The 24,410-nt window shown below is 51.5% G+C and carries 25 protein-coding genes; 13 read left to right on the forward strand and 12 right to left on the reverse strand.

Annotated elements, in window-relative coordinates; all coding sequences use genetic code 11:
• Positions 1-94: 94 nt before the first annotated feature.
• The 12 genes from Q8R39_03320 (at position 95) to Q8R39_03375 (ending at position 11,353) form a co-directional block, all read left to right on the forward strand.
• A complete protein-coding gene (locus Q8R39_03320) occupies positions 95-517 on the forward strand; it encodes a 4'-phosphopantetheinyl transferase superfamily protein (GenBank protein MDP3735431.1) in 423 nt (140 codons plus the stop codon).
• The gene (locus tag Q8R39_03325) at positions 486-737 is read left to right on the forward strand and encodes an acyl carrier protein (protein MDP3735432.1); all 252 of its coding nucleotides are present in this window, start codon (positions 486-488) and stop codon (positions 735-737) included. The genes Q8R39_03320 and Q8R39_03325 overlap by 32 nt, the downstream gene beginning before the upstream one ends.
• Complete coding sequence (locus Q8R39_03330; GenBank protein MDP3735433.1) at positions 715-2,184, forward strand: class I adenylate-forming enzyme family protein; 1,470 nt, start codon at positions 715-717, stop codon at positions 2,182-2,184. The genes Q8R39_03325 and Q8R39_03330 overlap by 23 nt, the downstream gene beginning before the upstream one ends.
• On the forward strand, positions 2,181-3,266 hold the full coding sequence (locus Q8R39_03335) for an iron-containing alcohol dehydrogenase (protein MDP3735434.1): 1,086 nt from the start codon (positions 2,181-2,183) through the stop codon (positions 3,264-3,266). The genes Q8R39_03330 and Q8R39_03335 overlap by 4 nt, the downstream gene beginning before the upstream one ends.
• The gene (locus tag Q8R39_03340; protein MDP3735435.1) at positions 3,256-4,353 is read left to right on the forward strand and encodes a hypothetical protein; all 1,098 of its coding nucleotides are present in this window, start codon (positions 3,256-3,258) and stop codon (positions 4,351-4,353) included. Before Q8R39_03335 ends, Q8R39_03340 begins: the two co-directional genes overlap by 11 nt.
• 4 nt (positions 4,354-4,357) lie before the next feature.
• Positions 4,358-5,641, forward strand: coding sequence for an acyl-CoA reductase (locus Q8R39_03345; protein ID MDP3735436.1), 1,284 nt, complete (start codon positions 4,358-4,360; stop codon positions 5,639-5,641).
• 1 nt (position 5,642) lies between these two features.
• Positions 5,643-6,791, forward strand: coding sequence for a hypothetical protein (locus Q8R39_03350; protein ID MDP3735437.1), 1,149 nt, complete (start codon positions 5,643-5,645; stop codon positions 6,789-6,791).
• Positions 6,788-7,753 (forward strand): polysaccharide deacetylase family protein, encoded by a 966-nt coding sequence (locus Q8R39_03355; protein ID MDP3735438.1) that lies wholly within the window; start codon positions 6,788-6,790, stop codon positions 7,751-7,753. Before Q8R39_03350 ends, Q8R39_03355 begins: the two co-directional genes overlap by 4 nt.
• Positions 7,754-7,807: 54 nt before the next feature.
• Complete coding sequence (locus Q8R39_03360) at positions 7,808-8,164, forward strand: hypothetical protein (protein MDP3735439.1); 357 nt, start codon at positions 7,808-7,810, stop codon at positions 8,162-8,164.
• Positions 8,165-8,416: 252 nt separating this feature from the next.
• Positions 8,417-9,772, forward strand: a complete 1,356-nt coding sequence (locus Q8R39_03365) for a CDP-glycerol glycerophosphotransferase family protein (GenBank protein MDP3735440.1) — start codon at positions 8,417-8,419, stop codon at positions 9,770-9,772.
• Between the two features lie 54 nt (positions 9,773-9,826).
• Complete coding sequence (locus tag Q8R39_03370; GenBank protein MDP3735441.1) at positions 9,827-10,606, forward strand: glycerophosphodiester phosphodiesterase family protein; 780 nt, start codon at positions 9,827-9,829, stop codon at positions 10,604-10,606.
• A gap of 105 nt (positions 10,607-10,711) precedes the next feature.
• Positions 10,712-11,353 (forward strand): hypothetical protein, encoded by a 642-nt coding sequence (locus Q8R39_03375; protein MDP3735442.1) that lies wholly within the window; start codon positions 10,712-10,714, stop codon positions 11,351-11,353.
• Positions 11,354-11,534: 181 nt separating this feature from the next.
• Here the strand turns inward: Q8R39_03375 and Q8R39_03380 are convergent, their stop codons facing one another.
• The 11 genes from Q8R39_03380 to Q8R39_03430 all read right to left on the reverse strand — a co-directional run bounded on the left by Q8R39_03380 (position 11,535) and on the right by Q8R39_03430 (position 21,598).
• Positions 11,535-12,407 (reverse strand): hypothetical protein, encoded by an 873-nt coding sequence (locus Q8R39_03380; GenBank protein ID MDP3735443.1) that lies wholly within the window; start codon positions 12,405-12,407, stop codon positions 11,535-11,537.
• 31 nt (positions 12,408-12,438) lie between these two features.
• Positions 12,439-13,023 (reverse strand): SIS domain-containing protein, encoded by a 585-nt coding sequence (locus Q8R39_03385; protein ID MDP3735444.1) that lies wholly within the window; start codon positions 13,021-13,023, stop codon positions 12,439-12,441.
• A 2-nt stretch (positions 13,024-13,025) separates the two neighbouring features.
• Positions 13,026-14,093 carry a 3-dehydroquinate synthase gene (locus Q8R39_03390; protein MDP3735445.1) on the reverse strand — a complete coding sequence of 356 codons (1,068 nt, stop codon included), beginning with the start codon at positions 14,091-14,093 and terminating at the stop codon, positions 13,026-13,028.
• Positions 14,094-14,326: 233 nt separating this feature from the next.
• The gene (locus Q8R39_03395; GenBank protein ID MDP3735446.1) at positions 14,327-15,082 is read right to left on the reverse strand and encodes an SDR family NAD(P)-dependent oxidoreductase; all 756 of its coding nucleotides are present in this window, start codon (positions 15,080-15,082) and stop codon (positions 14,327-14,329) included.
• The gene (locus Q8R39_03400) at positions 15,072-15,743 is read right to left on the reverse strand and encodes an SIS domain-containing protein (protein MDP3735447.1); all 672 of its coding nucleotides are present in this window, start codon (positions 15,741-15,743) and stop codon (positions 15,072-15,074) included. The genes Q8R39_03395 and Q8R39_03400 overlap by 11 nt, the downstream gene beginning before the upstream one ends.
• 36 nt (positions 15,744-15,779) lie before the next feature.
• The gene (locus Q8R39_03405) at positions 15,780-16,814 is read right to left on the reverse strand and encodes a Gfo/Idh/MocA family oxidoreductase (protein ID MDP3735448.1); all 1,035 of its coding nucleotides are present in this window, start codon (positions 16,812-16,814) and stop codon (positions 15,780-15,782) included.
• 4 nt (positions 16,815-16,818) lie between these two features.
• Positions 16,819-17,739 (reverse strand): phosphoglycerate dehydrogenase, encoded by a 921-nt coding sequence (locus Q8R39_03410; protein MDP3735449.1) that lies wholly within the window; start codon positions 17,737-17,739, stop codon positions 16,819-16,821.
• The gene (kdsB, locus tag Q8R39_03415; protein ID MDP3735450.1) at positions 17,736-18,512 is read right to left on the reverse strand and encodes a 3-deoxy-manno-octulosonate cytidylyltransferase; all 777 of its coding nucleotides are present in this window, start codon (positions 18,510-18,512) and stop codon (positions 17,736-17,738) included. Before kdsB ends, Q8R39_03410 begins: the two co-directional genes overlap by 4 nt.
• 16 nt (positions 18,513-18,528) lie before the next feature.
• Positions 18,529-19,263: an aldolase/citrate lyase family protein gene (locus tag Q8R39_03420; protein MDP3735451.1), complete on the reverse strand. Its 735-nt coding sequence runs from the start codon at positions 19,261-19,263 to the stop codon at positions 18,529-18,531.
• 137 nt (positions 19,264-19,400) lie between these two features.
• Positions 19,401-20,195, reverse strand: coding sequence for a hypothetical protein (locus Q8R39_03425; GenBank protein MDP3735452.1), 795 nt, complete (start codon positions 20,193-20,195; stop codon positions 19,401-19,403).
• Positions 20,196-20,224: 29 nt separating this feature from the next.
• Positions 20,225-21,598, reverse strand: a complete 1,374-nt coding sequence (locus Q8R39_03430) for an HAD-IA family hydrolase (protein MDP3735453.1) — start codon at positions 21,596-21,598, stop codon at positions 20,225-20,227.
• A gap of 276 nt (positions 21,599-21,874) precedes the next feature.
• Here Q8R39_03430 and Q8R39_03435 point away from each other — a divergent pair, with 276 nt between their 5' ends.
• Positions 21,875-22,819, forward strand: coding sequence for a WavE lipopolysaccharide synthesis family protein (locus Q8R39_03435; GenBank protein MDP3735454.1), 945 nt, complete (start codon positions 21,875-21,877; stop codon positions 22,817-22,819).
• A 68-nt stretch (positions 22,820-22,887) separates the two neighbouring features.
• On the opposite strand, the gene Q8R39_03440 is transcribed toward Q8R39_03435, so the two are convergent.
• Positions 22,888-24,243 (reverse strand): hypothetical protein, encoded by a 1,356-nt coding sequence (locus Q8R39_03440; GenBank protein MDP3735455.1) that lies wholly within the window; start codon positions 24,241-24,243, stop codon positions 22,888-22,890.
• Positions 24,244-24,410: the final 167 nt, after the last annotated feature.

Consider the following 24,410-nt stretch of genomic DNA (forward strand, 5'->3'; position numbering starts at 1 on the left):
CTTATGACTAACACGACACACGCCCACTAGCAAGGACGCATGCGCCATCGATTTCATCTTGCTCACAGAGCAACCTCATGGTATTTTATTCTCCATGAAAAGAAAGTCGGGTCCGCGCCCCGGGACGAGTATCGGAGTTGATCTTGAACAGATACGCCGTTTCCGGGCACACTCGTTTTCAAAAGAGAAAAGATTTTGGGTACATATTTTTTCCGCACGAGAACTGGAGCGACTTGCGACGTATACAGATCCCTATCCTCATGCGGCGGGTATGTTTACGGCAAAAGAGGCCGTCGTAAAATCACTTTCTTTTTTTAAGAAAAAATTATCCATTCGAGACATTGAGGTGCTCCACGAAAAAGATGGCCGCCCTATTGTTTTTATACGGAGCTTAAAAGACATGACGTGCCAGGTGAGTATCTCGCACACGCTCGAGTATGCATGCGCCGCCGCCGTGTGCCAGGAAACAACCTCCAATAAAAAGTATGGAACAAAAAGAAATACGAGAGCGGATTAAAACAATATTCCAGGAAACGTTTCCCGAGGAAGCGTTCCGGTGGGAAAAAAAGCAGGAGGAATTCCCTCGATGGGATTCTTTAAGCCACATGGAGTTGGTCGGCAAATGCGAGGAGCGCCTGGGCTCCAGGTTCGAAATGGAAGAAGTTATGGCGCTCAACACGCCGGAGGATTTTTTTAGGGTGATTTCAAAAAAAAATGGCGGACCAGTTACTTCATAAATTTTTAGAAGCGAGCGCAAAAAAATTCCCCGATAAAACCGCCCTGCGCATGGATCGGCGTACGCTCTCGTATAGAGAACTCGACCGGGCCGCTCAATGTGTCGCCTCTCTTCTTGTCGGATCAACGACATTTCAAGATCGCGTGATTTTGTTTTTGCCGAACTCATGCGAATTTATCGCGTGTTATTTCGGCATTCTAAAAGCGGGGCGGGTGGCGGTACCGGTTGATCCTGCAATAAACCCGGAAATGCTTCTGAAAAGGACCGTATCGAGCGGTGCAGTGCTCTGTCTCACGAACGAAATTCTGATGCAAAAATTCAAAGACGTGGTTCGAGGCGTACGGGTCGAGGATGCATCTCGGGCAATGCTCTGTACCGACGCTCTTCGGGAAAAGCGCACAGTCAGGCCGAACGATCTCGCGTCGCTCCTCTTTACCACTGGCACCACCGGTACCCCAAAAGGGGTTATGGTACGACATGCCAACGCGTACTCGGCTGCAATAAATATGCTGCGGAGGCTTAACTACTCTCATGAGTCCATCGACAGTAATCCTCTCCCCATAACTCATTCTTTCGGATTAGGTAATGTCCATGCCGTTTTCGGGGTCGGCGGGACGGTTTTGCTCTATAAAAACTTTATCAACTTAAAAAAGATTCTGGAGGATATCCGTGAATATCGGGCAACCTCTTTTTCGGCAACCCCTCCCGTTTTTGAAACCCTGGCCGGACCCTTGAGCACTTTGTTTAAGCGCTCAAGCGCCAGTCTGCGTCTCCTGCTTGCAAACAGCGCCCCGATTCCTCCCCGGACGATAAAAAAAATTCTGTCATTGGCGCCGCGCGCCGATTTTTTTACCTATTACGGTCTGACTGAAGCGTCTCGCTCCACGTTTATAAATTACCGCACCGAGCGGCGGTTTACCTCGGTCGGCAAAGCCGCTCCACGCGTAAAGATCGCGGTGCTCTCCGAGCGAAGAAAAAGGCTTCCCCGAAACACAATCGGAGAAATTTATATCAACGGACCGACCGTGGTCAGCGGCTACTGGAAAAATCCAAAAGAAACCAAAAAAAGAATACAAAAGAAATGGCTCGCAAGCGGCGATAACGGATACCTTGATGAAGACGGCTATCTGTATATTGTAGGCCGCACAGACGACGTGATGAACATCGGCGGGAATAAAGTATATCCGTACGAAATCGAGGAAATGTTAAAAAAACACGCGCTGGTTAAAGACGCGGCCGTTGTCGCCGAGAAAGACGCGTGGCTCGGAGAGGTGCCGCGAGCCGTTATTGTGCTCGGGGAGGGTTATAACGAAAAAACTATACAGGAAGATATACAAAATTTTTGCCGAAGAAACCTTGAGCCGTTTAAGACCCCGAAGAGTATCGAGTTTGTCAAAAATCTGCCGAAAACGTCGTCTGGTAAGGTGCAGAAAAAGTTATTGCTATGACAAAAAAGACGGATGTGCATTCTCACTGGAGCTTGCTCGCAGTTCCGAAAATGTTCTTTCCGGGCCATCTCTACCACGGTGCACGGGCGCTCGATTTTCTCAGGGTACTCGACGGTGATTTTTTGCTCGTCGCATCAAGGGATGCGTGGGCCACGCACAAGAATATGATCGCTTCCCGTTTTACGACCGCCCCGAGCGAAATCTTTTTTGTGGAGAAAGAACCTACCGCTCGGACATACAACGATTTTTCGATGAAGCTTGCCGATAAAAATTATGCGTCTGTTGTTGGCGTCGGCGGAGGTTCCACCATGGACGTGGCAAAAACCGCGCATATCCATAAAGAAAATCTGCAGGTTATTTTAATTCCCACGACGGCAGGAAGCGGGTCGGAAGTAAGCCGGTATTCCTTATTCGTCAACGAAAAAGGCGAGAAAGAGCCACTGGTGTCCCCGGCGCTGCTTCCGGATGTGATTTTGTATGATCCCGTACTGCTGACTTCTCTTTCGCCCGAACTCACCGCCTGCACTACCATTGACGCATATGCCCACGCATTAGAAGGCCTGACTTCGAGACTGGCGCATCCAATTTCAGACCTGTTTGCAAGAGAGGCCCTCTCGCTCATCTTAAAATATGCGCCGCAGGCATGCCGCAATCCCGAAAATCTTGAAGCACGGACGTATTTACAAACCGCTGGGTTTCTCTCAGGACTGGTACAGAGCAGCGCGTCGGTCGGGCTCGCGCATGGCATGGCAGATTTTTTCGGTCCTCGCTTCGCTCTTGGGCATGGCCGGGCTATTGCACTGTTTCTTCTGCCGGTCATCCGGCTCAATCTCAAAAGAAACAGCGAGTACTATAAAAAAATTCAAGAAACAAGGGATATTTTAGAATGCACACGGAAGCTCTACGGGGAATGCGGTCTGGACACTGATGTGCGGGAGGCGCTGAAAGAAGCGCGGGTATCTTTAGAGGAAGTATCACGTTTTATAAAAAAAGACCCAGCGGTAAAAACGCATCAATTCATGCCGAGCGACGCGGAGCTCGAAGAGATTATGCGGTCCTGCGGTATCACCTGTGTCAGATAATATCGAAAAACTGCTTGCCGAACCGGCTTTCATGCCGTATGAAGAAAAGGCGCTCCTTTTTTTGGCGGCCATGCGCGACTCGGTTTTGTTCCATAAAAAAAATTGCGTTTTTTATGCTACGTTCTTGAGCGCGAATGCTTTTGACGGTCGCGTGGACAATCTCGCCGATATTCCGCCGCTCCCCATTGGCATCTTTAAGAAACGGACGTTGCTCTCCGTTCCGCAAAGCGACATCGTAAAAATGACCCATTCGAGCGCCACAACGAGCGGCACGCCGAGCTCTATTTCCATTGATCGAGTTACCCGAGAGCGGCAGAGAACGGCGCTTTCTAAAATCATGTCTTCGCTTCTCGGTGGGGAGCGCAGGCCGTTTGTTATCTTTGACAGTCGCTCCGTTGTAGAGTCAACGGCAGAGGAACTTTCTTCCCGCGCTACCACGATCCGCGGGCTGCTCGCTTTTTCGTCTGGTTTCTTTTGCCTGCTTGATAGCGAACTTCAGTTACGCGCGTCTGTACTGCAAGAGGCACTGAAAAAAATGGACGGGCGGTCTCCGGTATTTTTTGGCGTCACCACAATACTCTATGAAATTTTCCAAAAATATAAACACGATCGGGACGTACGCGCCCTGCTAAAAGAATTTCCACATCCGACCGTACTTTTTAGCGGCGGGTGGAAAAAGTTGGCGAGCATGAATATCGACCACGAGTCGTTCAAAAAAGGCCTTGCCGAATTTTTTTCTGTTGCGAGGAACGACCTTATTGATTTTTACGGCATGATAGAGCAGCCGGGGGTGATTTATCCTGAATGTGCATACGGCTACAAGCATGTGCCCGCGTATGCAGAGGTTATTATTCGTGATCTAAGAAGCATGCGGCCTCTCGGCGCGAGCCAGGAGGGGATGATCGAGGTTCTCTCGCCCCTTGCCCATAGCTACCCGGGCATCGCCCTGCTTACCGATGACATCGGGAGCCTCGGAGGAAATGACGGCTGCACATGCGGACGGCGGGGACAATTTTTTTCTTTCGTGCGCAGAGCTCCTGAAGCGGAAACCAAAGGATGTGCCGACGCTCTAGAGCTGCCGCCATAAACGTATGCGAATACAAAGCCTGTTTTTCGAGGGCAAAAAAGAGCATACCGAGCGCGAGCTTGCCGATGTGGTGCGAGCGCTTGAAGATTCGCGCGCTGCCCTGCACAATATTCCGGTTGATGAGATTCTTGATTTTTTTGGCGTCCTTAGCGCGCGAATCGCCCGATTATCTCATCCGGCGCAAAAAACCGGAGGCAATTTTGGAGACTTGGTGCATTTTCTTAAAAAAGAAAACTTGGGAAAAAACCTAGACCTTGCTCTGAGGGGAAAACGTGCGTACCTCGACGGTTTTATACAGCCGGAGGGGTTTGATTTTTTCCTGCACGCCCAACCTAGGGGACTCGTGGTCGAGTGGCTTGCCGGCAATATCCCGCTGCTCGGCATATATTCCCTGGCGCAGGTGACGGCCACCAAGAACGTTTTGCTCACGAAAGCGCCCAAGAAAAATTACGAGATTTTGCTTGACATGCTCGAGATAGCGGCTGACGCGGCGCGGGGGCATAAAGGATGGGAGCGTATCATCAATTCGGTAAGTGTTATAGGTGTCCCAAAAAACGACAGAGCTGCCCACGAGGAACTTTCCCGTTTTGCCGATGTCCGTATACTGTGGGGTGGTGAAGAGAGCGTCAAAGCGATTTTGTCTCTTTCTAAAAATTTTTGGACTGAAGATATCGTATACGGCCCGAAGTACTCGTATGCTCTGATCAGCAAAGCGGTTCCTCAAGACCGCATGAGAACTATAGCCAGCGCCCTCGCCGTTGACGTGGCAAATTTTGATCAGTACGCCTGTTCTTCTCCCCACGTTGTTTTTATTGAAGCGGGTGGAGTAGCGACGCCTGAGGTATTCGGTCAGATACTTGCAAAGGAGCTCGAAAGGACAACACGGCTCCTCCTCCCCAAGGGAGAGATGGATGCGGAAACGGTTATGCAGATATTGACTCTGCGCGCAGAGTATGCCTCACGGGGAGAGGTTATTATTCCTCAAGGAAACGCTACCGACTGGACAGTCATTATAACGAACGAGGAAGGTTTTTCGCCCATCGTCGGTTCCCGCACTATTTTTATAAAACCAATAAAAAGCATCTCTGATCTGGCGTCACTAAACAGTCACAAAATTCAGACTATCGGCTTTGTGGGCGCTCCTGAAGAAGATTTGCAAAAAATAGATGACCTAACATTGAAGGGCGGTGACCGTCTCCCGCAATTGGGGAATATGAGCTTTTTCGCTTCTCCCTGGGACGGACTCTTCGCCATGGATCGGCTGGTGCGCTGGGTCCGCTATCACTAAAATGCTCGCAGAAAATTTTACAACCCGGTATCTTACCGAGCATGACCGCGGCGCTCTCACGGGCTTTATGAAGCGCGCCTACGGCGACCACTACATTCTTACGGACGAAAAATTTTTCGAGTGGTACACGCACCCTCCGCGAGTAAGTGACGAAAAAAGTTCGCTGCCGATCATCGGGACATTTTGGAAAAATGCGCTGGTCGGGCACATATTTGTCATCCCACATTACTTCAGCAACAGAACGGGGGCGAAGCTGCCCATGGTGTGGAATTCAAATTTTATGATCAGCGCCGAGTTGCAACAAAAAGGGATCGGTCCGGCGATTGTGCGCCATCTACTCGCCGATGAGTCAATTTTTATTTCCGCAGGCACCGGTGCGAGCCTGCAGCACAAGGGCGGCAGGAGTCTCCTTGAAGCCATGGGCTACAATTTCGGCTTTATGAATAAATATGTTTTTGTGTTCGACGAAGTCGCGCTCAAAATCTTCAAAGAAGTACGGCCGGGAGATACAGAAAAAATCAAAGAAGGATTGAGCCGATTTCAGCACTTCAAAGGCGAGACGGTAGACACGATGAAGCCATCGGTGTTTGACCAAACGATGACCGATTTTTGGGAAAAAAACATGGCGAAAAAATTTTACGGCGCATGGCGCGACGCCGATTTTTTCAACTGGAGATATGGTGCCCATCCGCATTTTACCTATACGCCGCTCGTCATTGCGGACGAGAAACATGAAATCAGGGGGCTCGCGGTATGGAGAATTGCCGAGATCGCTCCTTCACAGAAGCGCGTGGGAAGGGTGGTTGAATTTCTTCCCGACGACGGGTTTGCCGAAGCTCTGGCTTTTGCTCTCCTCGGCGAATTACAAGAGGCGGGCGCGCTTATGGCAGATTTTTTTATGACAACAAACCTCTTTGACCACGCCCTGACTCGCCTCGGTTTTATATCCTCCCGAGATTTTACCGAGCGGGTCCCACGGCTACTGGACCCTCTCAGTTTCTCCGACCCTTTTGTCAATATCGTCTCCAAAAATATACGCGCCATTGATCCTGAGAATGGTTTTAATTCTTTTTCCAATTGGTATGCCACGAGCGCCGACGGTGACCAGGACCGCCCTAATACCATTACAAATTTAAATACGAGCCCATGACCGATGCATCAATCATCATCGTCTATCACTACATACAAAGAAAGGAGGAGCGGCCGAGAATGAAAGGCATGCTCGTGGATGATTTTGAACGACACGTCAAACTTTTATTAGAAAGCGGGTATCGCATCGTGACGTTACATGAGTACCTCGAGGCGACAAAGGATTTAACCACTCTCCCGCCGTCGAAAATGGCCGTGCTGAGTTTTGACGACGGCCTCAAGGTTCATATCGAAAATGTAATGCCTCTGTTTCAAAAATATGGACTAAAAGGGAGCTTTTTTGTGATCACTCGCCCCTTGACTGATCGCTGGCTTGCTCCGGTCCACAAAAACCACCTACTTCTTGCTGCGTCGGTAGAAGAAGACTCCTTGTTTTCTGTTGCTGATTTGATTACCGAAGCCACGCGTTGGCTCGTTAAAAACAGCGGGGTTGCGGCTCCTCTAAACACCGAGGACCTGATCAAAAAATATGCAGCGATGTCTCCCTGGGACGACCAGACGACTGCATATTATAAATATCTGCTCAATGTTTTTGTTTCCGAACCTGTGCGCTCGTTACTTATTGACCACTTGTTTCGCGCGTTCTACGGCGAACTATCGGCGTGGGTTAGCAAATTTTATTTAGACAAAGAGGACATACAGCAGATGCAGCGCGCCGGTATGGAAATCGGCTCTCACTCACATACACACCAATTTTTGTCTTCGCTTTCCGAAGAAGCGCAGCGCGAGGAAATCGTTCGCTCTAAAATAATACTTGAGGAAATTTTGGGGGAGATGAGTACGTCATTTTCGTACCCGTACGGTTTAGGCGGAGCATACGATCAAGTTGCGATGGATATTGCAAAAACGTGCGGCTTCCGTGCAGCCCTGACATGCGAGAAAGGCTACGCCGCCGCGTCTCCGAGCCTACTCGCCATTAACCGGATTGACGCCAATGACATGCAGAAATATCTGATTACATGAAACCCGCCGGTTTGTCCGGTGGTTAATGCAATGTAACTTCACATGGTGTACAAAATGACAAAAACAGAATACGAAGAATATCAAAAGACGAACGGAGATTATGCTATAGCATCTTTGTTTTTTCTCAACGAACTGAAAAACATAGTGAGGAGTGAAAAACCGAGGAGAATTTTAGAGGTCGGCGTCGGCGTCGGAACAATACCGTACGGCATAAGAGAATTTCAAAACACGTTCGAGTATGTCGGAACGGAGAATTTTGAACCCTGCATCGAGCGGCTGCGCGAAAACGCTCCCTTTGTCATCCATGAACGGTTCATAAAAGAAACGAAGGGGGCGTTTGACCTCATCATCGTTGACGGACAAGATGCAGATACTCATGGACTCCCGCAACGATTGCGCAGGGGGGGGTAATCCTTGTCGAAAATGATCGGCGAGGCCAAGTCGGGGTGCTTCAGGAAGCATCGAGGAAAAGAACATTCGTATCCTACCGCAAGAGGCCGTTTTCGCTGCATAAAAGCGCAGGGTATACCATTTTCTATTTTGAACCAAACGCAATGGATTATATGCGGTGGATCACCGGCTCTCTGTGGTACAAGATAAAAACTCATCTGCAATTCCGGATCAACAGGGCACGGACCTTCGTTAAGTCCGCTCTCAAGTCATATGCATAAGGACGCCAAAACAATCGTCATTACCAGTTTTCACTCCTTAATTTCGAGAAATATTCTCTCGACGGATATCTTGAAACTGCTTCTACGAGACGGGGCGCGCCTCGTGATCGTGGTTCCTCGGCATAAAACCGTATATTACGAAAAAAATTTCGGCGGACCGAATGTTTGTATTGAAGGCGTCGACGCCAATCAACCAACGCGTTATTTTTTCGGTCTCTTCTTCAAACGCCTGTCCTGGAACATGCTCGCCACCGAGACCGTCGCCATCAGGCAAACGTACCAACGCGTCGTCAACAAAAAGTGGCTCCAGTACTATCTATTTTTTCTGCCAGCGCGTGTGCTGGCGCGCTCGTCTCTGCTCGTGCGCTTCGTGCGATTTTTGGATTACCATCTGTCGCCCAAAAATATATTTAAGAAAATTTTTGAGCACTATGCCCCCGATCTCATTTTTGCCACTGATATCCAGAACGAAAATGACGTCGCGCTACTGCAGGAAGCAAAAAAACGCTCTGTGCCACGAGCGGCGATGGTCAGATCGTGGGACAACCTCAGCCAGTGGGGGATGATCCGGATTGTGCCACTGACACTCATCGTCGCAGATGAGGTTTCAAGACAGGAGGCGCACGCGCTCCACTATATCCCCGAGAAACGCATCGCGGTTACCGGCGTTCCTCACTACGATCGCTACCGCCGCGGCCCGCAGGAGAGTCGGGAGACATTTCTCGCGTCGCTCGGTCTTGATCCGACAAAAAAAGTTGTTCTCCACGCGCCCATCGGCAATTTCTATGTGAACGACGCCGAGATTGACCGCGTGCTCCTCGAGTTACTTGCGGAGACCGGGGAAAATATCATCGTGCGCTTTCCGCCACTCGACACGGTGAGTAATATCGAAACTCTCCGTGCACCGAACGTGTATATTAATAAGCCGGGCCTCGCTTTTGGCGCCAACAGGTTTGCCGACCGAGAAATAACAGCCGCGGATGATACTTTTTTGATGAACGCCCTCTGTCACAGCGACGTGGTAACGACCGGACCCTCTACCATTGCGCTCGACGCGGCTCTGTTCAATAAACCGATTATTCTGATTCATTTTTACGCCGCGGCAAAAACGCACTGGGACAAACTCTATGGTTACGACTTTACGCACATCAAACGATTGGTCCGGAGCGGCGGTGTCCGGGTCGCAGAGAGCGAGGGGGAATTTCGTGATTTATTAAAAATGTATTTACAAAACCCTCACCTCGATGAGAGCGAACGAGGCGATATTGTCCGCACCATCTGCGGTCCATCAGATACAAGAGCGTCCGAGAGGGTCGTTCGTGCTCTTAGAGCCCTGTTGGCTTCATGACACGCTCTTTCACCGTCACGCGTCATCCCTTAAAAATAGCCCCACTTGGTCACTATGCTGATTTTTGCACATCGAGGATTAAAGTTGGAGCATCCGGAAAACACTATGCCGGCGTTTGCCGCGGCGCTCGAGGCGGGATTTGGCATTGAGCTTGACGTGCGGCTCACGAAAGACAGACAGCTTATATGCCTGCACAATCCGGACACGGAGCACGTGACTGGCACGAAGCTCACGGTCCGGGAGAGCACGTACGAAGAGCTTTCTCGGTTGGACGTACTGAAACCGGGTGTGAAAATTCCACGTTTTCCGGACGTGGCAGAGCAAATAATGGCGCGGTTTGGCCCAACACAGAAAGCCGCTATCCATGTGAAGGGCGACGAGCAGGGAGAGCAACAGATCCGCATACTGCTCGAGGCTTTCAGGCGTTGCGGCCTGCACGAAAAAGCCCTGCTCTTCGATCTCACATTCGAAACCGCCGAGCGCGTGCGCAAAGCCGACCCGTCTGTCGAAATTGCGATCTCGGTCGGCGAGAAGAATTATGCTCCTACCATATACACCTGGGGAGAGGCGCGGCAGCACCTCAATCTCTTCCACACGGTCTGGTGGGATGAGTGGAAAATACCGGCCAGTGAGTATACTGAGCAGCGCGCCCGGGAAATCCAGAGGGCGGGTAAAAAGATTTACGCGATATCGCCAGAACTTCACGCCGATCACGGCCACTCGCACGCTCTCCAGGGCTACGAGAAAGACTGGCGGAATTTCATCACGTGGAAAATTGACGGGGTGTGCACCGCCCACCCGCGAGACCTTGACGATCTGCTCGGGTTGCTATAGCGTAAATCTAGTGATTTCGCAGGGCTATGCCTTGACAAGGCAGCGAGCACACTCGCTGTTTTTTGGTTCGTACTTTCGGACAATCATAAAGAAAAGGAGTGTCTCATGGCAAACGGAACGGATCCGGTGCTTGAGAAAATTAAGGGTCTGAAAGAAGCCGGTGCGGCGGCGGTGCAGGCGGGAAACGTGGGAACATTCAGTGGGTTTCCGCCAGCGCTTGCGCAACGCATGAATGTTTCCTTTCTCGGCGACTTCACCAACGACCAGCTATTGACGGCAATAGCGAAGTCGGCTGAGTCCCATGGGATTGACGTTATCCTTGCTGGCCTTGACTTCCCGCTCCATGCCACTGTGCTTGAAGCTGATTGGAACGAAAATCTTGGCGACTGGTGCGAAATTTGCTCATTCATGTCGCAAGAAATTTCCCTTGTTGCTGACGGTTATCGTCACCACAAGGACTTGCTGTTTCAACATGTAATCCTCGATGGAGAAGGCAACTGCCTTTTGATGGCGGATAGCATTCCGACATGGCTCATCGGGTTGAGGATGGACCTCGCCACCGTATACAAGGCCTACAACCTGCAGGTTCGCCGGATGGACGACATCTTGCACGCAACACTCTGTAGGATTCGCAGTTATGATGGTGGGGATCTCTCCGCGTTTTGCTGTGGGATTGAGAAGCTCGAAGGCGAAACGTTATTTCAATGTCGACGTGTCCGCATCGGTTCGGCGCTAGATTTGCTATAAAAAGGAGCAAACAATAAATTTGATGTTGGGCCCCACAGCCATGCGCTGTGGGGTTCTACATTGTAAACGACCCTACCGGAGGGCAGGGCATTCCTGTCGGCACTCCGCGGTCTTCCATAACCACAAGCGAGGAAAAATAGAGACTTATATAAAGTATTTCGTGCACTTTTTGCCTAATCGTTCACTCTCGCACATTGGTGAAATGCCACAACTCTTTGAGAAGTGCCGCTTCTCTGGTCGGCGCGTCGAGTAATACTGAGCAAGCAGACAGGGGCGCCTCGCTCCCATGCGGCTCGGGCAGATACGCTCGACCATCGAGCATCTCGTTTTTTTCCGCCGCTATAAACCGTCCGCCAGGCCGAGACGAAAGTATCGACTCGTAGTAACCGCGGTACGCTTCAAGCAGAAAAATATCGACTGTCAGATTTTTGTACCGATCAATCAGGTCGAAGCACTCCTTGACAATATCTGCTCTCGGTCCGCCATCAATGATGAACACCGCGTGGCATTTCCGTCCCGCTTGAAGTGCTTCGAGCAATCCAGTAAGCGGCAGGCGAATATACTTATGCTTATTCGGCGACTCGCCGTACTGGTCTTTGAACCCCTCGTATATATACGCATACTCGAAATCAATGCAGTCGATTTTCACGCCATACTTCTCATCGAACCAAAAATTGTTCTTCCGGAACAGGAACTCGGCGATGAATCGTAGCGTTTTCATTTTCTTCTGCTCACGCTCGAGCCGCCGACATTCCGGAGGCACGTCCCATACGTTCTGCGATTCAGAGCGCAAAAATGCGACGTAGTCTTTTAGGGACCAAACGTTTCGGGCTGTTGTCCCACCCGGAAAATACGAGAGCATCCTCGCATACCAGAGCGGCGATCGCTCAACGGCGACGTAACGCGCGACAATGTTCGCCGTAATCAACTCGTCTACAAAGAACTTCGTTGAGTCCCCCGACCCGTATTCGATAATGAAATGCTCCCTCTCTAGGCTCGAATTTTTTCGCCGAAGCAGATGCGTGGTTATATACCGCACTGCAGTGGCGCTCATCAGAGGTATACACTCATGCGTAGTCATAATGTCATTTATTTTCGAACATTTCCGTGAGTGCCTCGCACCAACTGTGGAGGATCCACTGATGAGCGTCTTGAATCTCTTGGGTTGATGAGGATGGCACGATAATCTCATAGTCCGCGCGACCTTTCATCGCACCGCCGTCCTTGCCGAGGAGGCTCACGGTCTTGAGACGCTGTCGGCGCGCCTCGTCGACCCCCGCAAGGATGTTCGGTGAGTTTCCGCTCGTTGAGATTGCTATAAAAACATCGCCCGTTCTCCCAAGCGCCTCGATCTGGCGTGCAAAAACGCTCTCGAAGCCAACGTCGTTACTCCACGCGGTGAGGAACGACGTATCGGTGGTGAGCGCAAGCGCGGGGAGAGCGCGGCGTTTGCTTTTATTGAACGACCCCACGAGCTGTGAGGCAAAATACTCGGCGTGCGTCGCGCTCGCGCCGTTTCCTGCGATAAGCACCTTACAACCGCTCGCAAGCGAGGCGCCGAGACACTCCCGCGCAGACTCGACGCGTCCCAGGAGCTCCTCATCCGCTTGCATGCGCTCGAGCGTCTGAGACAGTGCATCAAGATATAGTCGAAACGTTCTCGTGTGCATAGTTAATGAATTCTAGCGGCAAAATATTCTCCCATCCACTCTCTGAATTGGCGATCGGGGCGGACGACGGTCTTAAACGTCTGCCCCACGCCACGCATCAATATCAACCCGAGATCTGACCCGACATTTTTTTTGTCCCTGCCGAGCGCGTCCATAAATGTATCGAAGTTACTGTCTCCCATGTCAAAACCCGCACAGACCTTCGAAAAAAATGCGCTGAGGTCTTCAAACAGCTCTTTTGAGATAAACCCCAGCTTCATCGAGATGAAATTCGCCATGTCCATACCGAACACAACCCCTATGCCGTGCGGTATCTTGTGGTGGGTCACGCACTCAAGAGCATGTCCGAAGGAATGGCCGTAATTCAAAACCTGTCTTTCATTCCGGTCGAATTCGTCCAGTTCTATAATTTTTTTCTTAATCTCGAGACTCCTCTCAATAACTCCCCGCAGAGTCTCCCGATCGGTGAGTGCGCGAACATACTCACGAACAAAGCGTTCGTAATCCCGCTCTCCGGAGACAATATAGTAGTGCAGCATCTCACCTAGCCCTGATTTCATATCGCGCTCGGGCAGCGTGTCGAGCCACGTCATGTCAATAAAAATTTGGTGCGGCGGATAAAAATTGCCCACCTGATTTTTGTAGCGTCCAAAGTTAATCGCTGTTTTACTCCCAATACAGCTGTCGCCCATCGCAAGGAGCGTCGTCGGGAAAAACGACCACGCCACGCCTCGATAAAGAATGGAGGCTACAAAGGCCGTCACGTCCTGTGTAATACCCCCGCCAATCGCGACAAGACGGTTGTTTTTCCTGAAGCCATTCTCAATCAGGTGCTCAAGCACCGACACGACCCCGAGATAACTCTTCTTCTCCTCGGTCGCGTCAAGGACAACGTGCCCGTGGCCGCGGACAAGAGCTCCGATCGTACGCTCGTACAGCTCGAGGACATTTTTATCAACGATCACAAAATCGCCCTCCGAGAGGCATGACGCGAGCGTAGTTGGTGCATCATCGACAAAAGCAGCCGTGTAATTATGGACCGAAGATTTTACTGAAAAAGTATGCAGCATATCTAATCCCTGTAATTGTAATCACCCGCACGAAACACCAAACCTCTCGCCATACCACCCACGTCTCATAATTTCGCGCATAGCGAGAGGTGTTTAGGAAACGCGAGCCTGAATAGAAAAACGCATCTGTTTCTGGCCCGCAGGCGAGTTATGCGTTTTTCGTCGCTGAGGCGACTATCATTTCCAAACACCGAAGCTCGAGCGCGAAATTATGAGACGTGGGTGGTTACCCCCTATACACTCACAAACCCCCCGTCGACGATAATATTTTGCGCGGTGATGAAAGTGTTCAGATCGCTTGTTAAGAACAGCACGACTTTCGCTATCTCGTCTGGTTCTGCACAGCGCCGGAGTGGCACTTTTGCGAGAAGCGCATCGCGCTCGCGGGGATCAGCAAGCATCCGTTTTGTCATCTCTGTCGCCACGAAGCCGGGCGAAACTGCGTTTACAAGGATATTATACGGGGCAAGGTCAACTGCTGCGGCCTTGGTGAGGCCAATCAGCGCATTTTTAGACGTTATATACGAGACGCGCTTGTCGCGTGCGACAACGCCAAAAATGGACGCGACATTAACGATGCGCCCGTATCCGTTTTTCTTCATCATGACGCTCGTCTCTTGTAGCAGCTGCAGGGGGCCAGTCACATTCACCTTCATCACGTTCTCGAAGTCCACTGTACTCGTCTCGCCAATTGCCCCGACCTCATTGATACCGGCATTGTTCACCAATATATCAACGCGCCCGTAGCACTCCTCTACTTCCGTCACAAAAGAGTCACACGAGCCGTCCTCGAGAAAATCCAGATGAAAGTAATTTGCTCGCCGCTCACGACGAAAAGTGAGACCCTGCGCGGCGCTCAGACGATCCAGGTCCGTGCCGGTGGCAATGACTTCTCCGCCAAGCGCCGCGAAATGCTCGGCAATACTTTTCCCGATGCCGCGCGTGCCGCCGGTCACAATAATTATCTTGCCGGTGAAATCAAATTGCATACGGCATCCCTGTGGGGTGCGCGTGCGGCGCAAGCGAAACGGCCGCGCTACCCCCGAACTTCTGCTGTATCCAGCTTGTAAGCATGTGGTTCAAGATCAGGTGAACGTCCTCAACCGGCCCGTACTCGCCCTTCGGCGTCGCCACGACGATCGGCACATGGCAGAGGTCCTTCAGCTTCCCGCCGTCAAACCCGAGAAGTCCGAGGACCGTCCCCTGCCTCTCGCGCACCCACTCTGCTGCTCTCACCACATTCGGGGAATTGCCGCTCGCTGAGATCACGACGAGCACGTCCCCGTCTCTGTAGTGTATCGCAAGCTGCTTCGTGAAGATGTCGTCATATCCGTAATCGTTGCCGACAGCGGTCATGGTTGACACATGATCCGTGAGCGGGAAAACCCGGTACGGCCGATTACGCTGCGCCACCTTCACCATCGCCATCCCGATGTCGTTCCCTATATGCGAGGCCGTTGACGCGGACCCGCCGTTTCCTGCCACGAACACCGTACTGTCGTGGACTCGCGCGTTTTCGAGTGTTTGCATAAACGCGCTGATCGCTCCCTGGTCAAGGGACTCAAGAAGCCCAGCGAGGTAGCGGAAATAACCACCGGCAAAGGCCTCGATGTTTTGACTCGCTAAAAATATTTTTTCCAGGTTATTCATACCCTTCCAGAGAGTACCGGTTAAGCTGGTTACAGGCTACGCATCAGGGTCCGCGATGCTAAATTTATCACGCCATGCTCGATCGGCGAAGTAGATCCGGTAGACCAATTTCATGGTGTCGAGCGCGTCTTCGCTCGTGCCGAACTTTACAGGAGCGCCGCCTTGTATGGCATCGGCGAACTCGTCTATTTCACGCTTCCAGGAATTATCATCCAGGTATTTAATGGTCTCAGAGCCCAGTGTACCCTGGTCCGAATCGCCTCGCCGCCCAATCTGCAGTGTTTCCTCCCCGTAGCTTTTTGAACCGGTCACGAGGCCGGAGAGCTTGAGATATCCCTTTTCTAAAAAGACATGCAGAGAAAAACCGTGTTCCCAGAGGGTGGCGCTCGAGTGGATCATGGCAACCCTCCCCCGCTCGTCTTTCATGATGGCGTACGCATTATCCTCCACGTCGTGGTTCCAAAAATCGTTCGACACAGCACTCCGCACCTCCCGAAACTCCCCACAGAACAAACGCATCAAGTCCAGCATGTGGATTCCTTGATCAAGGAGAATGCCCCCTCCGGCGTATTTTCTTTCCGATCGCCACCCCCCGGAAAACGGGACTACTTTGCTCTTCCCATACACCCCGCGTACGTTGATAATTTCCCCCATCTCTCCCGACTCGATAATCTTCAGGGCCGCCTGAACAGAGTCGTGGTACCGGTGGTTAAATCCATATTTCAAAATTAAACCCGGGTGCGATTTTTCTTCCTGTATCACCTCCTCAATGTCTTTGACCGAGCGACCGGGCGGCTTTTCGCAAAAAACATGGAGGCCTTGTTTGAGCCCCGCGATGGTCGCCTCCGGAGCAAGGTAGTTGGGGACAGAAACAAACAGAGCATCCAAGTCCTCTTTCAGCAGGTGTTGGTAGTCTCGATACGCCCGCGCGCCGCCCGCCTCCACAACGTCTTCGGGAAACGTTATGTCAGAGACCGCAACGGTCGTGAGCACGGGGTGCGCGTCTATAAAACTTCTCCGCCTCTTGCCCACGACCCCGTACCCGACAATGCCTACCCTCTTTTTTATCATAGCGTTATCTCTTGAAGTGTCGCCTCAAGTGCTCTATGGCACTCATGCCCATCGCGAGAACCGCTTCTTTGGAGTTGCCTCCTATGTGCGGCGTCGTTATCACGTTCTCGAGCGCGAGTAATTCTTTGTCCTTGGGAGGCTCCTCGTTGTAGACGTCAATCGCCGCCCCGGCAAGCCTGCCAGATTTTAGAGCCTGCGTCAAGGCCTCTAGCTTCACTATGGGACCGCGCGCGGTATTAATGAGGTGTGAGTCAGGCCGCATCATCGAAAGCGTTCCCTCGTTGACGAGAGCGCGTGTCGCTTCTGTAAGCGGCGTGTGGATACTTACTATATCTGCACGCCTAAAAATTTCCTCCTTACTGACCTCCTCAACCCCCTCGTCGCGGTAGTAATCGGCCTGATCAATAATATCGTTTACCAATATCCGGCAGCCAAAGGGCTTGAGCAGGCGAATGACTTCTTTTCCGACATGCCCAACGCCGATGATGCCGACCGTCTTCCCGCTCAACTCGAAACCGCCGCTCTTGTCCCACTCTCCGCGCTTTAATCGGGCTGATGTCTTAAAAAGATTCCGCGAGAGCGCAAGCATGAAGCCGAGCGTCATTTCTGCGACCGAGAGTCGGTTCACGCCGCCGGTCCAGCCAATCGTGATGTTGCGCCGCGCACAAGCCTCACCGTCAATGTTGTCGAGTCCGACGCCATATTTCGCGATTATTTCTAAATTTAGGCGCTTGTCTAACACCCCTTCGTGTATTCTCTCGAGTCCGACAATCGCCCCACGAGCATCGCCAATAAAGAATGCCAGGTCATCGTCCGCGAGCGCCCGATCACTATTGAACGCAGTATCCGGAAAATGTTTCAAGAGCTCCTCTCGCAACTCTTTTGTCCCGGAGAATGTCCGGGAAGTTACAACAATTTCACTCATGATGGCGACTTCACGTACGTTGCAATAAGGGGATCGGATTTCATCCGCGCGATGACTCTCTCGAGGTCCTCCGGCGTATCAACGGAGCTGGTATCTGTGTCCGTTATCGACGTCTGCAAGCGAATGCCGTTTTCAATAACGCGCAGCATGTCAACGGACTCTATTGTCTCTAGGGGCGTCGCGGGCATGCGGTTGTACTTTATCAGGAAATCTTTGTTGAAAAGAATAATGCCGAGCTGCTTTAACATCGGTATCTCACCTTTGTATTTCGCGTCCGATGGAATAGGAGATCGAGAAAGATAGAGCGCCCTCCCCGTGCCGTCCACTACCACCTTTACGGTGTTGGGGCTTTCAAAAGTCTCACGGTCCACGCGCGCAATAATGTTCAAGATATTGAGAGACGGATCGTCTAACATCGGCCGGATTGCTTTTTCGAGCATTTCCGGCACGACCATCGGCTCATCGCCCTGCACCATGACGACGAGGTCTATCGACTCGCCGGTCGCCTCTTCGATCTTCGCGACCGCCTCTGCGGTACGATCAGTGGCACGCTCGTGCGTATTCGCGGTCATCACCGCCTTCCCGCCAATGCTCTCTACATAATCAAAAATCTCCTGGTCGCACGTCGCCACATACACCTCGTCCATAAGCGAACAGAGGCTACTCCTCAATAAGCAATGCCCCACCATGGGCATGCCGTGGATTGGCGCCAGGGGCTTGCCTGGAAAACGGGTTGACGCCATGCGCGCGGGTATTATGCCAACAACTTTCATAAAAATTTACTCGCCATTACGGCCTTGCTATTTGACTTAACTCGGTCCTGCACGCGTTGCCAAGAAATGCCGCATCGAAACAGAAGGCAATAAAATTGTACCCCTTCGCGATCTTTTCTTCGACAAGCCGGTGATCCGGCGGCACCACATGGAAACCGACCCACTTGTCATACTGGAGCGCGATGCGCTCATAGTCGGCGAGCGCCGCCTGCACATCCGGTTCATTGTAGTCTCCCGGTTTGCCGAGCGAGCCGGAAAGATCATACGGGCCGATGAACGTGCCATCAACGCCCTCCACCTCGATGATCTCTCGCAGGTTCTTGATGGCGTCAATGTGCTCGATTATCACCACGAGCTTGATGTCTTTCGCTTTGCCGCGCTTATACTCGTCAAAAGAAAAGCCGTACCCTTGCGCGCGCGCAAGCCCCACGCCGCGCTTCCCTCGCGGCGGATACCGCACCGCCTCTACCGCTCGACGCGCATCGCTCGCGGAGCAGACCATCGGTACAATAATGCCGTCGGCGCCCGCATCAAGCACCCTCTTGATGATCCGTGGGTTGTTCTCCCCGACGCGCACGTATGCCTGCTTTCCTTTCGACTGGATAGCCGCGATTAAAAGCTGCGCTTCGGTATAGTCAATCACCGAGTGCTCCATATCAACGCACACCCAGTCGAAATCAGCCGCAGCAAAAATCTCCGCGATAGACGGATGCCCGAGCGTGATCCACGTGCCTATAGAGACAGGTTTCATGCGTTTTGTCTTAAACGATCAAAAGGGGGCGGCGTCAAGCACAAAACCCCGTGCCCTCTGCACTGTTCTAAAACCTGCTTCTGCCGCGAATGGTTCCCTTGCTGTCCGTACGCAGGAGGAAATGGAGAAAAAAAAGGTCACTCGTCCGAAAGGTCGAAATTAGTCTCCTGGAGAAAATACTCTAAGTCTCTGGGCGTTCCCAGACCATAGACATACTTCGGGAACACCGCCTTGATGCTCCTCCCTCGCGCAATGAGTTTATTGTAGAGTGGAGCCAGATAAAATTCATTATTCACATATTCTCCACGCTCGATCGCCTCGGTCGCTGCTTCAAGGAAATCGCTCCCCCTGCCAAAATAATACGCACCGATGTTGGCCCATGTGGAAATCGGTTGTTTCTCCGCCACCAAGTCAATAGAACCGCTCGGGTCAAAACGGCTAAAGCTCCATTTCGTGTCCCCTTCCGGAACCTCGAACACGGGAATAAACCCATCGGCAGATGGGTCTGCTGCAATCGCATTAAGAAGCGCGCCGCCGTCAAAAAAATGGTCCGAGTCGGAAACAAGAAGCGGCTCGTCGGCGACGATGTACTCCTCGGCGCAGAGCGCCGTTTCTGCAGCGCCGCGCGTTACCTCAGGGATCAACAGGACGTTGACTTCTTTCCCGTAGATTTCCTTAAGACGACGCACAAGGGCGTAGTCTCTTTCGTGCTCTTCAAGCGCTACGAACACGATGTCGCCCGCGCGTATCGCAAAGTCACTCCCCACCCGCTGTCCCCTGTGTGCCACAAAAGGCAAGGAGCCGGTGGCCCACCGCACCATCGGGTACCCGCGCACTGAAATAAACGGCTTCGGAATATGATACTCGGGATTCAGGTGCGCCTCTTTCTTAAACCGAGAACCCCTTCCTGCAATTGGTATGAGTAACTTCATATCATTTCCTCCTTCGGCTGGAACGCCTCTTATGTGGGCGACGTTTTTAAAAACAACTCAAGGTCCTCCGGCGTGCCGAGTCCGTACATCCGACGAATCGGAAACATGCGGATCTTTTTACCTTCTTGGATCAGCTCATTGAACACGGGGCAGACATAAAATTCATTGTTCGTACGAATATTTCGTTCGATCATTCGCCGTGCTCCGCGAACAAAATCTGCGCCGCGTTCGTAGTAATAGACACCGGCTGTCGCATCGTCGCTTATGGGTCGCTTCTCGGCAACTTCCACGACGTAACCGTTTTCTCCCCGTCTTGCAAAACTCCAGCGGGGATGAGTCGACTTAAAGGTTACGATTCCCCCGTCGCACTCTTCGTGCGCCATTGCGTAAAAAAATTCGTTACTGTTCCACTCAAGAAATTGGTCCGAGTTTGCGATCACCAACGGGCGGTCGTTTTCAATGTATTCGCTGGCCAGGAGCGCGGACTCGGCGGCGCCACGGGTAATCCCCTCGGTCTGCACGATCCTGCATCCCGGCGCGATGAGGTTCAGTAAGTAACTCAGGTGGTACTTTTGGTAGTGTTCTCGCTGTACCACAAAAATAAAGTTCCCCTCGGTGTTAAGGTTCTCTACGACGAGTTGAATCATAGGTTTCCCATGGACTTCGACCAAAGGCTTTGGAAAGGTGTAGCCCCGCTCTTGAAATTGTCTCCCCGCCCCTGCCAGGGGAATGAGAATGGTAAGATCCCGCCCCTGCCACTTCGGCACGAACTTTTTGTAGTTGGCGTCCCTGTTCGCTTCCGCGACGGCTTCAGTAATTCGCTCGTAGGTTACATCTGCTACGTCCCGTACGGGACACAAGTAAGCGCCCGCATCAACCGCTGCCTGCCGACCATAGTGAGAATCTTCAACAACAAGGCACTCTCTCGGCCGCACACCCGCCTTGATCATTGCGGCAAGATATATTTCAGGATGGGGTTTAGCGTTCGCGACATCCTGATTAGAGAGATAAAAGTCAACATATTCGAGAAGCCCTTTCCGGAGCAGCATCATTTTTGTCGACTCCCGAACCGAATTTGAGCAAACAACAATGCCGTATCCGTCGTCCCGCAGCCGCCTCAGGATTGACCGCATCCGCTCATCGTACGCCATCTCATTGATAAGCGCGCGCGTCTGCTGCTGTTTTTCCTGCCACACTTTCTCGTGCAGATCCGCAGGGAAACCCTTGTGCTCCGTCAACATCTCGAGTTTCTTTGATGTCGGCAGCGCGTCGTAGGTTGAGAGGTGCTCATCGTGAGTAATCGTGTACCCAAACTGCGCAAGTGCCCTGTTCAGGGCCTCGTAGTGCATGTCTCGCGCCTCCACCAGAACGCCGTCGAGATCAAAAATAATAAGCTTAAGCATAGGCGTGGGCATGGCAAGTAGGACTTATACAAAAGCTAAAATATGCCTAAAGTGGACACCGTTCGCCGGAGAAATATGGCTTGAATCGTGAATCGAGTGTAATTTTGCGTAGGTCCTGGCAAGGTCAAAACAATCATCATGAAACACCATCGGGCGACTGTCCTTTCCCTCTACAACCCCGTCCAGGACGCCCGCCGTGTGGCACACCAATTGCCACCGTGAGATAATGCCTGCACTATCGGCCTTCTTGCCGCACGTCAATTCCACTGTACCATCATGAACGCATTTCACAAAATAACTCCCGTTGTCATTGCTTTTCTTGCACGACTCGTTGAAATGCAGATTGCACTATACGAAAAAATCACCGGGAAGTTCCTTACCTTTCACCGAAGACCTATGTATGCAAAAGACGTTATAACGACGCCAATTGCGGGTTCTGACTATTCAAATTGCGCTATCGTGCTGCAAGGACCACTTCTGAAAAGCCATCATTTTACGTTAGAGACAGTCCGCATCTATAAAAAACACTTCCCTCAGGCACTCATCGTTATCTCCACGTGGAACAATGAAGATTCCTCGTACATCGATAAAATCAAACAGGAGGCGGTGGTATTGTTGCACGACAAGCCAAAGTATAACGGCCCGTATAATATCAATTTTCAAATCATTTCAACGTGCGCCGGTATCCAATTCGCGCGTGACAAAAAAGTGCAGTATATTCTGAAAACGCGAACAGACCAAAGGATGTATAATCCGTTTTTGCTTGAATCGCTAATCGATTTAATTACTCATTTCCCCGTACACGACGGATTCCACCAAAAAAAACGGCTCGTCGGCTTGTCGTGCGGTAATATGAGAGGTGACTATTATAGACTTGCTGACATGTTTCTGTTCGGCGATACGGATGATATGCTTCTCTACTGGGCGGTTGATCTCGTTGCTGATCAGAACCTTGAAAAAAATATCGCCCCAGAAGCATATTTATTCCGAGAGTATCTAAAAAAGATCGGCGGCAATCCTTCGTTGACGCTTCAAGATTCAGAATGCGCGTATCGCAAGCACTGTCTTTTTATCGATCCCGTGTTGGTCGATTGGTATTGGTATAAATATAAACGACATCGGGAATTTCGATACACGAAGTATAGCAACAAAACACAACGGTCTATATCGTTTTTAGAATGGCTCCACGTATTCGTTCATGATAAAAGTCGGCGTGAGTAACGGCCCGCCTCGAGACCGACGCGGCCTGTGTTGATGCGCGTTGAGATTTTGATTCGTCATCTGTATGGCTACGCAGATGCATCAAGAGCTCTGCAGATATCATCCGCAATCACGCATATCGGCTGTTTGTGCGCCCCTCCGAAAAATGCTTCATACTGCGGCAGGAGCTGCTGTATGACCGCCGCCCTGTCATGTATGATGGCGTCCGCGTGGCGCTTCAGTTCTTCGTAATTGTCTGCGGGGAGCACAAGACCTCGCGAACGATATGCGGCTCCCGCGCCTTCTTCTCCCGCTCCTCCGATGTTCCGCAACTCGATCGTTGGCACACCAAGCGCGAGCATGTCCACCGGCACACCTGAATAAAACGCGACGGCGAACATACTTCGCTCGCCGAGCACGAACGGGTGGGTAGAAGAATACCGCCAGCGTTTTCCATACATCGAGTTGTCGAACGTCTGCTCGTATAGGAGGGCATCGTTATTCTTCGGTACCAGCTCCGTCGGATGCAACTTCACCACAATCTTACAACCGAGATCATCGAAAGCAAGCCTCCGTAAGTCTTCCAATGCCTGTCGTTTTTTCTCTTTCGTGAGAAACTCGCTGTTCGCGGGTCGGGATATCAAAAAAATATAGCGCCCCCACGACTCCGGCATATCACGTTTTGATTCACGCAAAATCTTTTCAATCCAACGCGACTCGTGTCGCGGCACCCCGATGACTTTTATCTCCCCCTCGCCAAGTCCGTAATTATGCTTGTACGCGACGGTCTCGTGTTTTGAATACGCATACGCCACGATCCTCGCCGGCGCGCGTCGAATGCGTACACCGTCGCCTACGCTCTCAACTATGTTTAGTCCGTGCTGTATTGAAAAACATGCTGCTTTTTGAAAGTACCTTATGATGTCCCTACCGTCCACTTTCGTGAGCGCAAAAAGGTCAAAACAGAGCGCCGTGGTGTCTCGCCCGATGCGCGCCATGTCGGCATATGTTTCGTCAGTAGAGAGAGCGCCTAGACGCTGCAAAAATTTGTCGGCCATCAGGGCAACAGGTCGTATGAGAGGCCGGAGGAAATGTATTGCGTCCATATACCAAAAAACTGCTCGCACCGTGCCGATCATGCTGCTTACAGTACGCGAGCGTTCAGCGAGAGCTTTTGTTTGCGCGAAGCTCTCCGCCCTCGCCCAAAAACCGGCACGCGATTTATAAACGACCTCATCGAAGACCTGCTCGCCGAGGCGCATCGTCACTTCAGCAAGGTCAATTTCTGCAACAACTCGCTGCCGCGGAAGGAGCGCGGTGATTTTCAGGTCCGGCCGCCTCTGCTTCAGCTCAGAGAGTACGGGGAGCCAATTGTCGAGAATCCCCATACTCGGATACATGAGACACACGACGCGCGGCGGCGAAAATTTTTTGATATCTTGCATACTGCGAATTACGAAATTACGAGACATCCGATGTCCCCCGTTCCAGTCTGAATTTCCAAATTCCAAAAAACAAGCTCCAAACAAATCACAATACTCAAAATCCAACCTCCAAACACGACGTGCGTGTTTGAGATTTGGTGCATTGGAATTTGAAATTTGTTTGGAAC

This window comes from bacterium, assembly GCA_030697645.1.
In the GTDB taxonomy this organism is placed as follows: Bacteria; Patescibacteriota; Minisyncoccia; order Phycocordibacterales; family VMGT01; genus JAUYPI01.

Coding starts and splice junctions, on each gene's coding strand:
- Q8R39_03320 (MDP3735431.1), top strand. CDS start 95: ATGAAAAGAAAGTCGGGTCCGCGCCCCGGGACGAGTATCGGAGTTGAT.
- Q8R39_03325 (MDP3735432.1), top strand. CDS start 486: ATGGAACAAAAAGAAATACGAGAGCGGATTAAAACAATATTCCAGGAA.
- Q8R39_03330 (MDP3735433.1), top strand. CDS start 715: ATGGCGGACCAGTTACTTCATAAATTTTTAGAAGCGAGCGCAAAAAAA.
- Q8R39_03335 (MDP3735434.1), top strand. CDS start 2,181: ATGACAAAAAAGACGGATGTGCATTCTCACTGGAGCTTGCTCGCAGTT.
- Q8R39_03345 (MDP3735436.1), top strand. CDS start 4,358: ATGCGAATACAAAGCCTGTTTTTCGAGGGCAAAAAAGAGCATACCGAG.
- Q8R39_03350 (MDP3735437.1), top strand. CDS start 5,643: ATGCTCGCAGAAAATTTTACAACCCGGTATCTTACCGAGCATGACCGC.
- Q8R39_03355 (MDP3735438.1), top strand. CDS start 6,788: ATGACCGATGCATCAATCATCATCGTCTATCACTACATACAAAGAAAG.
- Q8R39_03360 (MDP3735439.1), top strand. CDS start 7,808: ATGACAAAAACAGAATACGAAGAATATCAAAAGACGAACGGAGATTAT.
- Q8R39_03365 (MDP3735440.1), top strand. CDS start 8,417: ATGCATAAGGACGCCAAAACAATCGTCATTACCAGTTTTCACTCCTTA.
- Q8R39_03370 (MDP3735441.1), top strand. CDS start 9,827: ATGCTGATTTTTGCACATCGAGGATTAAAGTTGGAGCATCCGGAAAAC.
- Q8R39_03375 (MDP3735442.1), top strand. CDS start 10,712: ATGGCAAACGGAACGGATCCGGTGCTTGAGAAAATTAAGGGTCTGAAA.
- Q8R39_03380 (MDP3735443.1), bottom strand. CDS start 12,407: ATGAGCGCCACTGCAGTGCGGTATATAACCACGCATCTGCTTCGGCGA.
- Q8R39_03385 (MDP3735444.1), bottom strand. CDS start 13,023: ATGCACACGAGAACGTTTCGACTATATCTTGATGCACTGTCTCAGACG.
- Q8R39_03390 (MDP3735445.1), bottom strand. CDS start 14,093: ATGCTGCATACTTTTTCAGTAAAATCTTCGGTCCATAATTACACGGCT.
- Q8R39_03395 (MDP3735446.1), bottom strand. CDS start 15,082: ATGCAATTTGATTTCACCGGCAAGATAATTATTGTGACCGGCGGCACG.
- Q8R39_03400 (MDP3735447.1), bottom strand. CDS start 15,743: ATGAATAACCTGGAAAAAATATTTTTAGCGAGTCAAAACATCGAGGCC.
- Q8R39_03405 (MDP3735448.1), bottom strand. CDS start 16,814: ATGATAAAAAAGAGGGTAGGCATTGTCGGGTACGGGGTCGTGGGCAAG.
- Q8R39_03410 (MDP3735449.1), bottom strand. CDS start 17,739: ATGAGTGAAATTGTTGTAACTTCCCGGACATTCTCCGGGACAAAAGAG.
- kdsB (MDP3735450.1), bottom strand. CDS start 18,512: ATGAAAGTTGTTGGCATAATACCCGCGCGCATGGCGTCAACCCGTTTT.
- Q8R39_03420 (MDP3735451.1), bottom strand. CDS start 19,263: ATGAAACCTGTCTCTATAGGCACGTGGATCACGCTCGGGCATCCGTCT.
- Q8R39_03425 (MDP3735452.1), bottom strand. CDS start 20,195: ATGAAGTTACTCATACCAATTGCAGGAAGGGGTTCTCGGTTTAAGAAA.
- Q8R39_03430 (MDP3735453.1), bottom strand. CDS start 21,598: ATGCTTAAGCTTATTATTTTTGATCTCGACGGCGTTCTGGTGGAGGCG.
- Q8R39_03435 (MDP3735454.1), top strand. CDS start 21,875: ATGAACGCATTTCACAAAATAACTCCCGTTGTCATTGCTTTTCTTGCA.
- Q8R39_03440 (MDP3735455.1), bottom strand. CDS start 24,243: ATGCAAGATATCAAAAAATTTTCGCCGCCGCGCGTCGTGTGTCTCATG.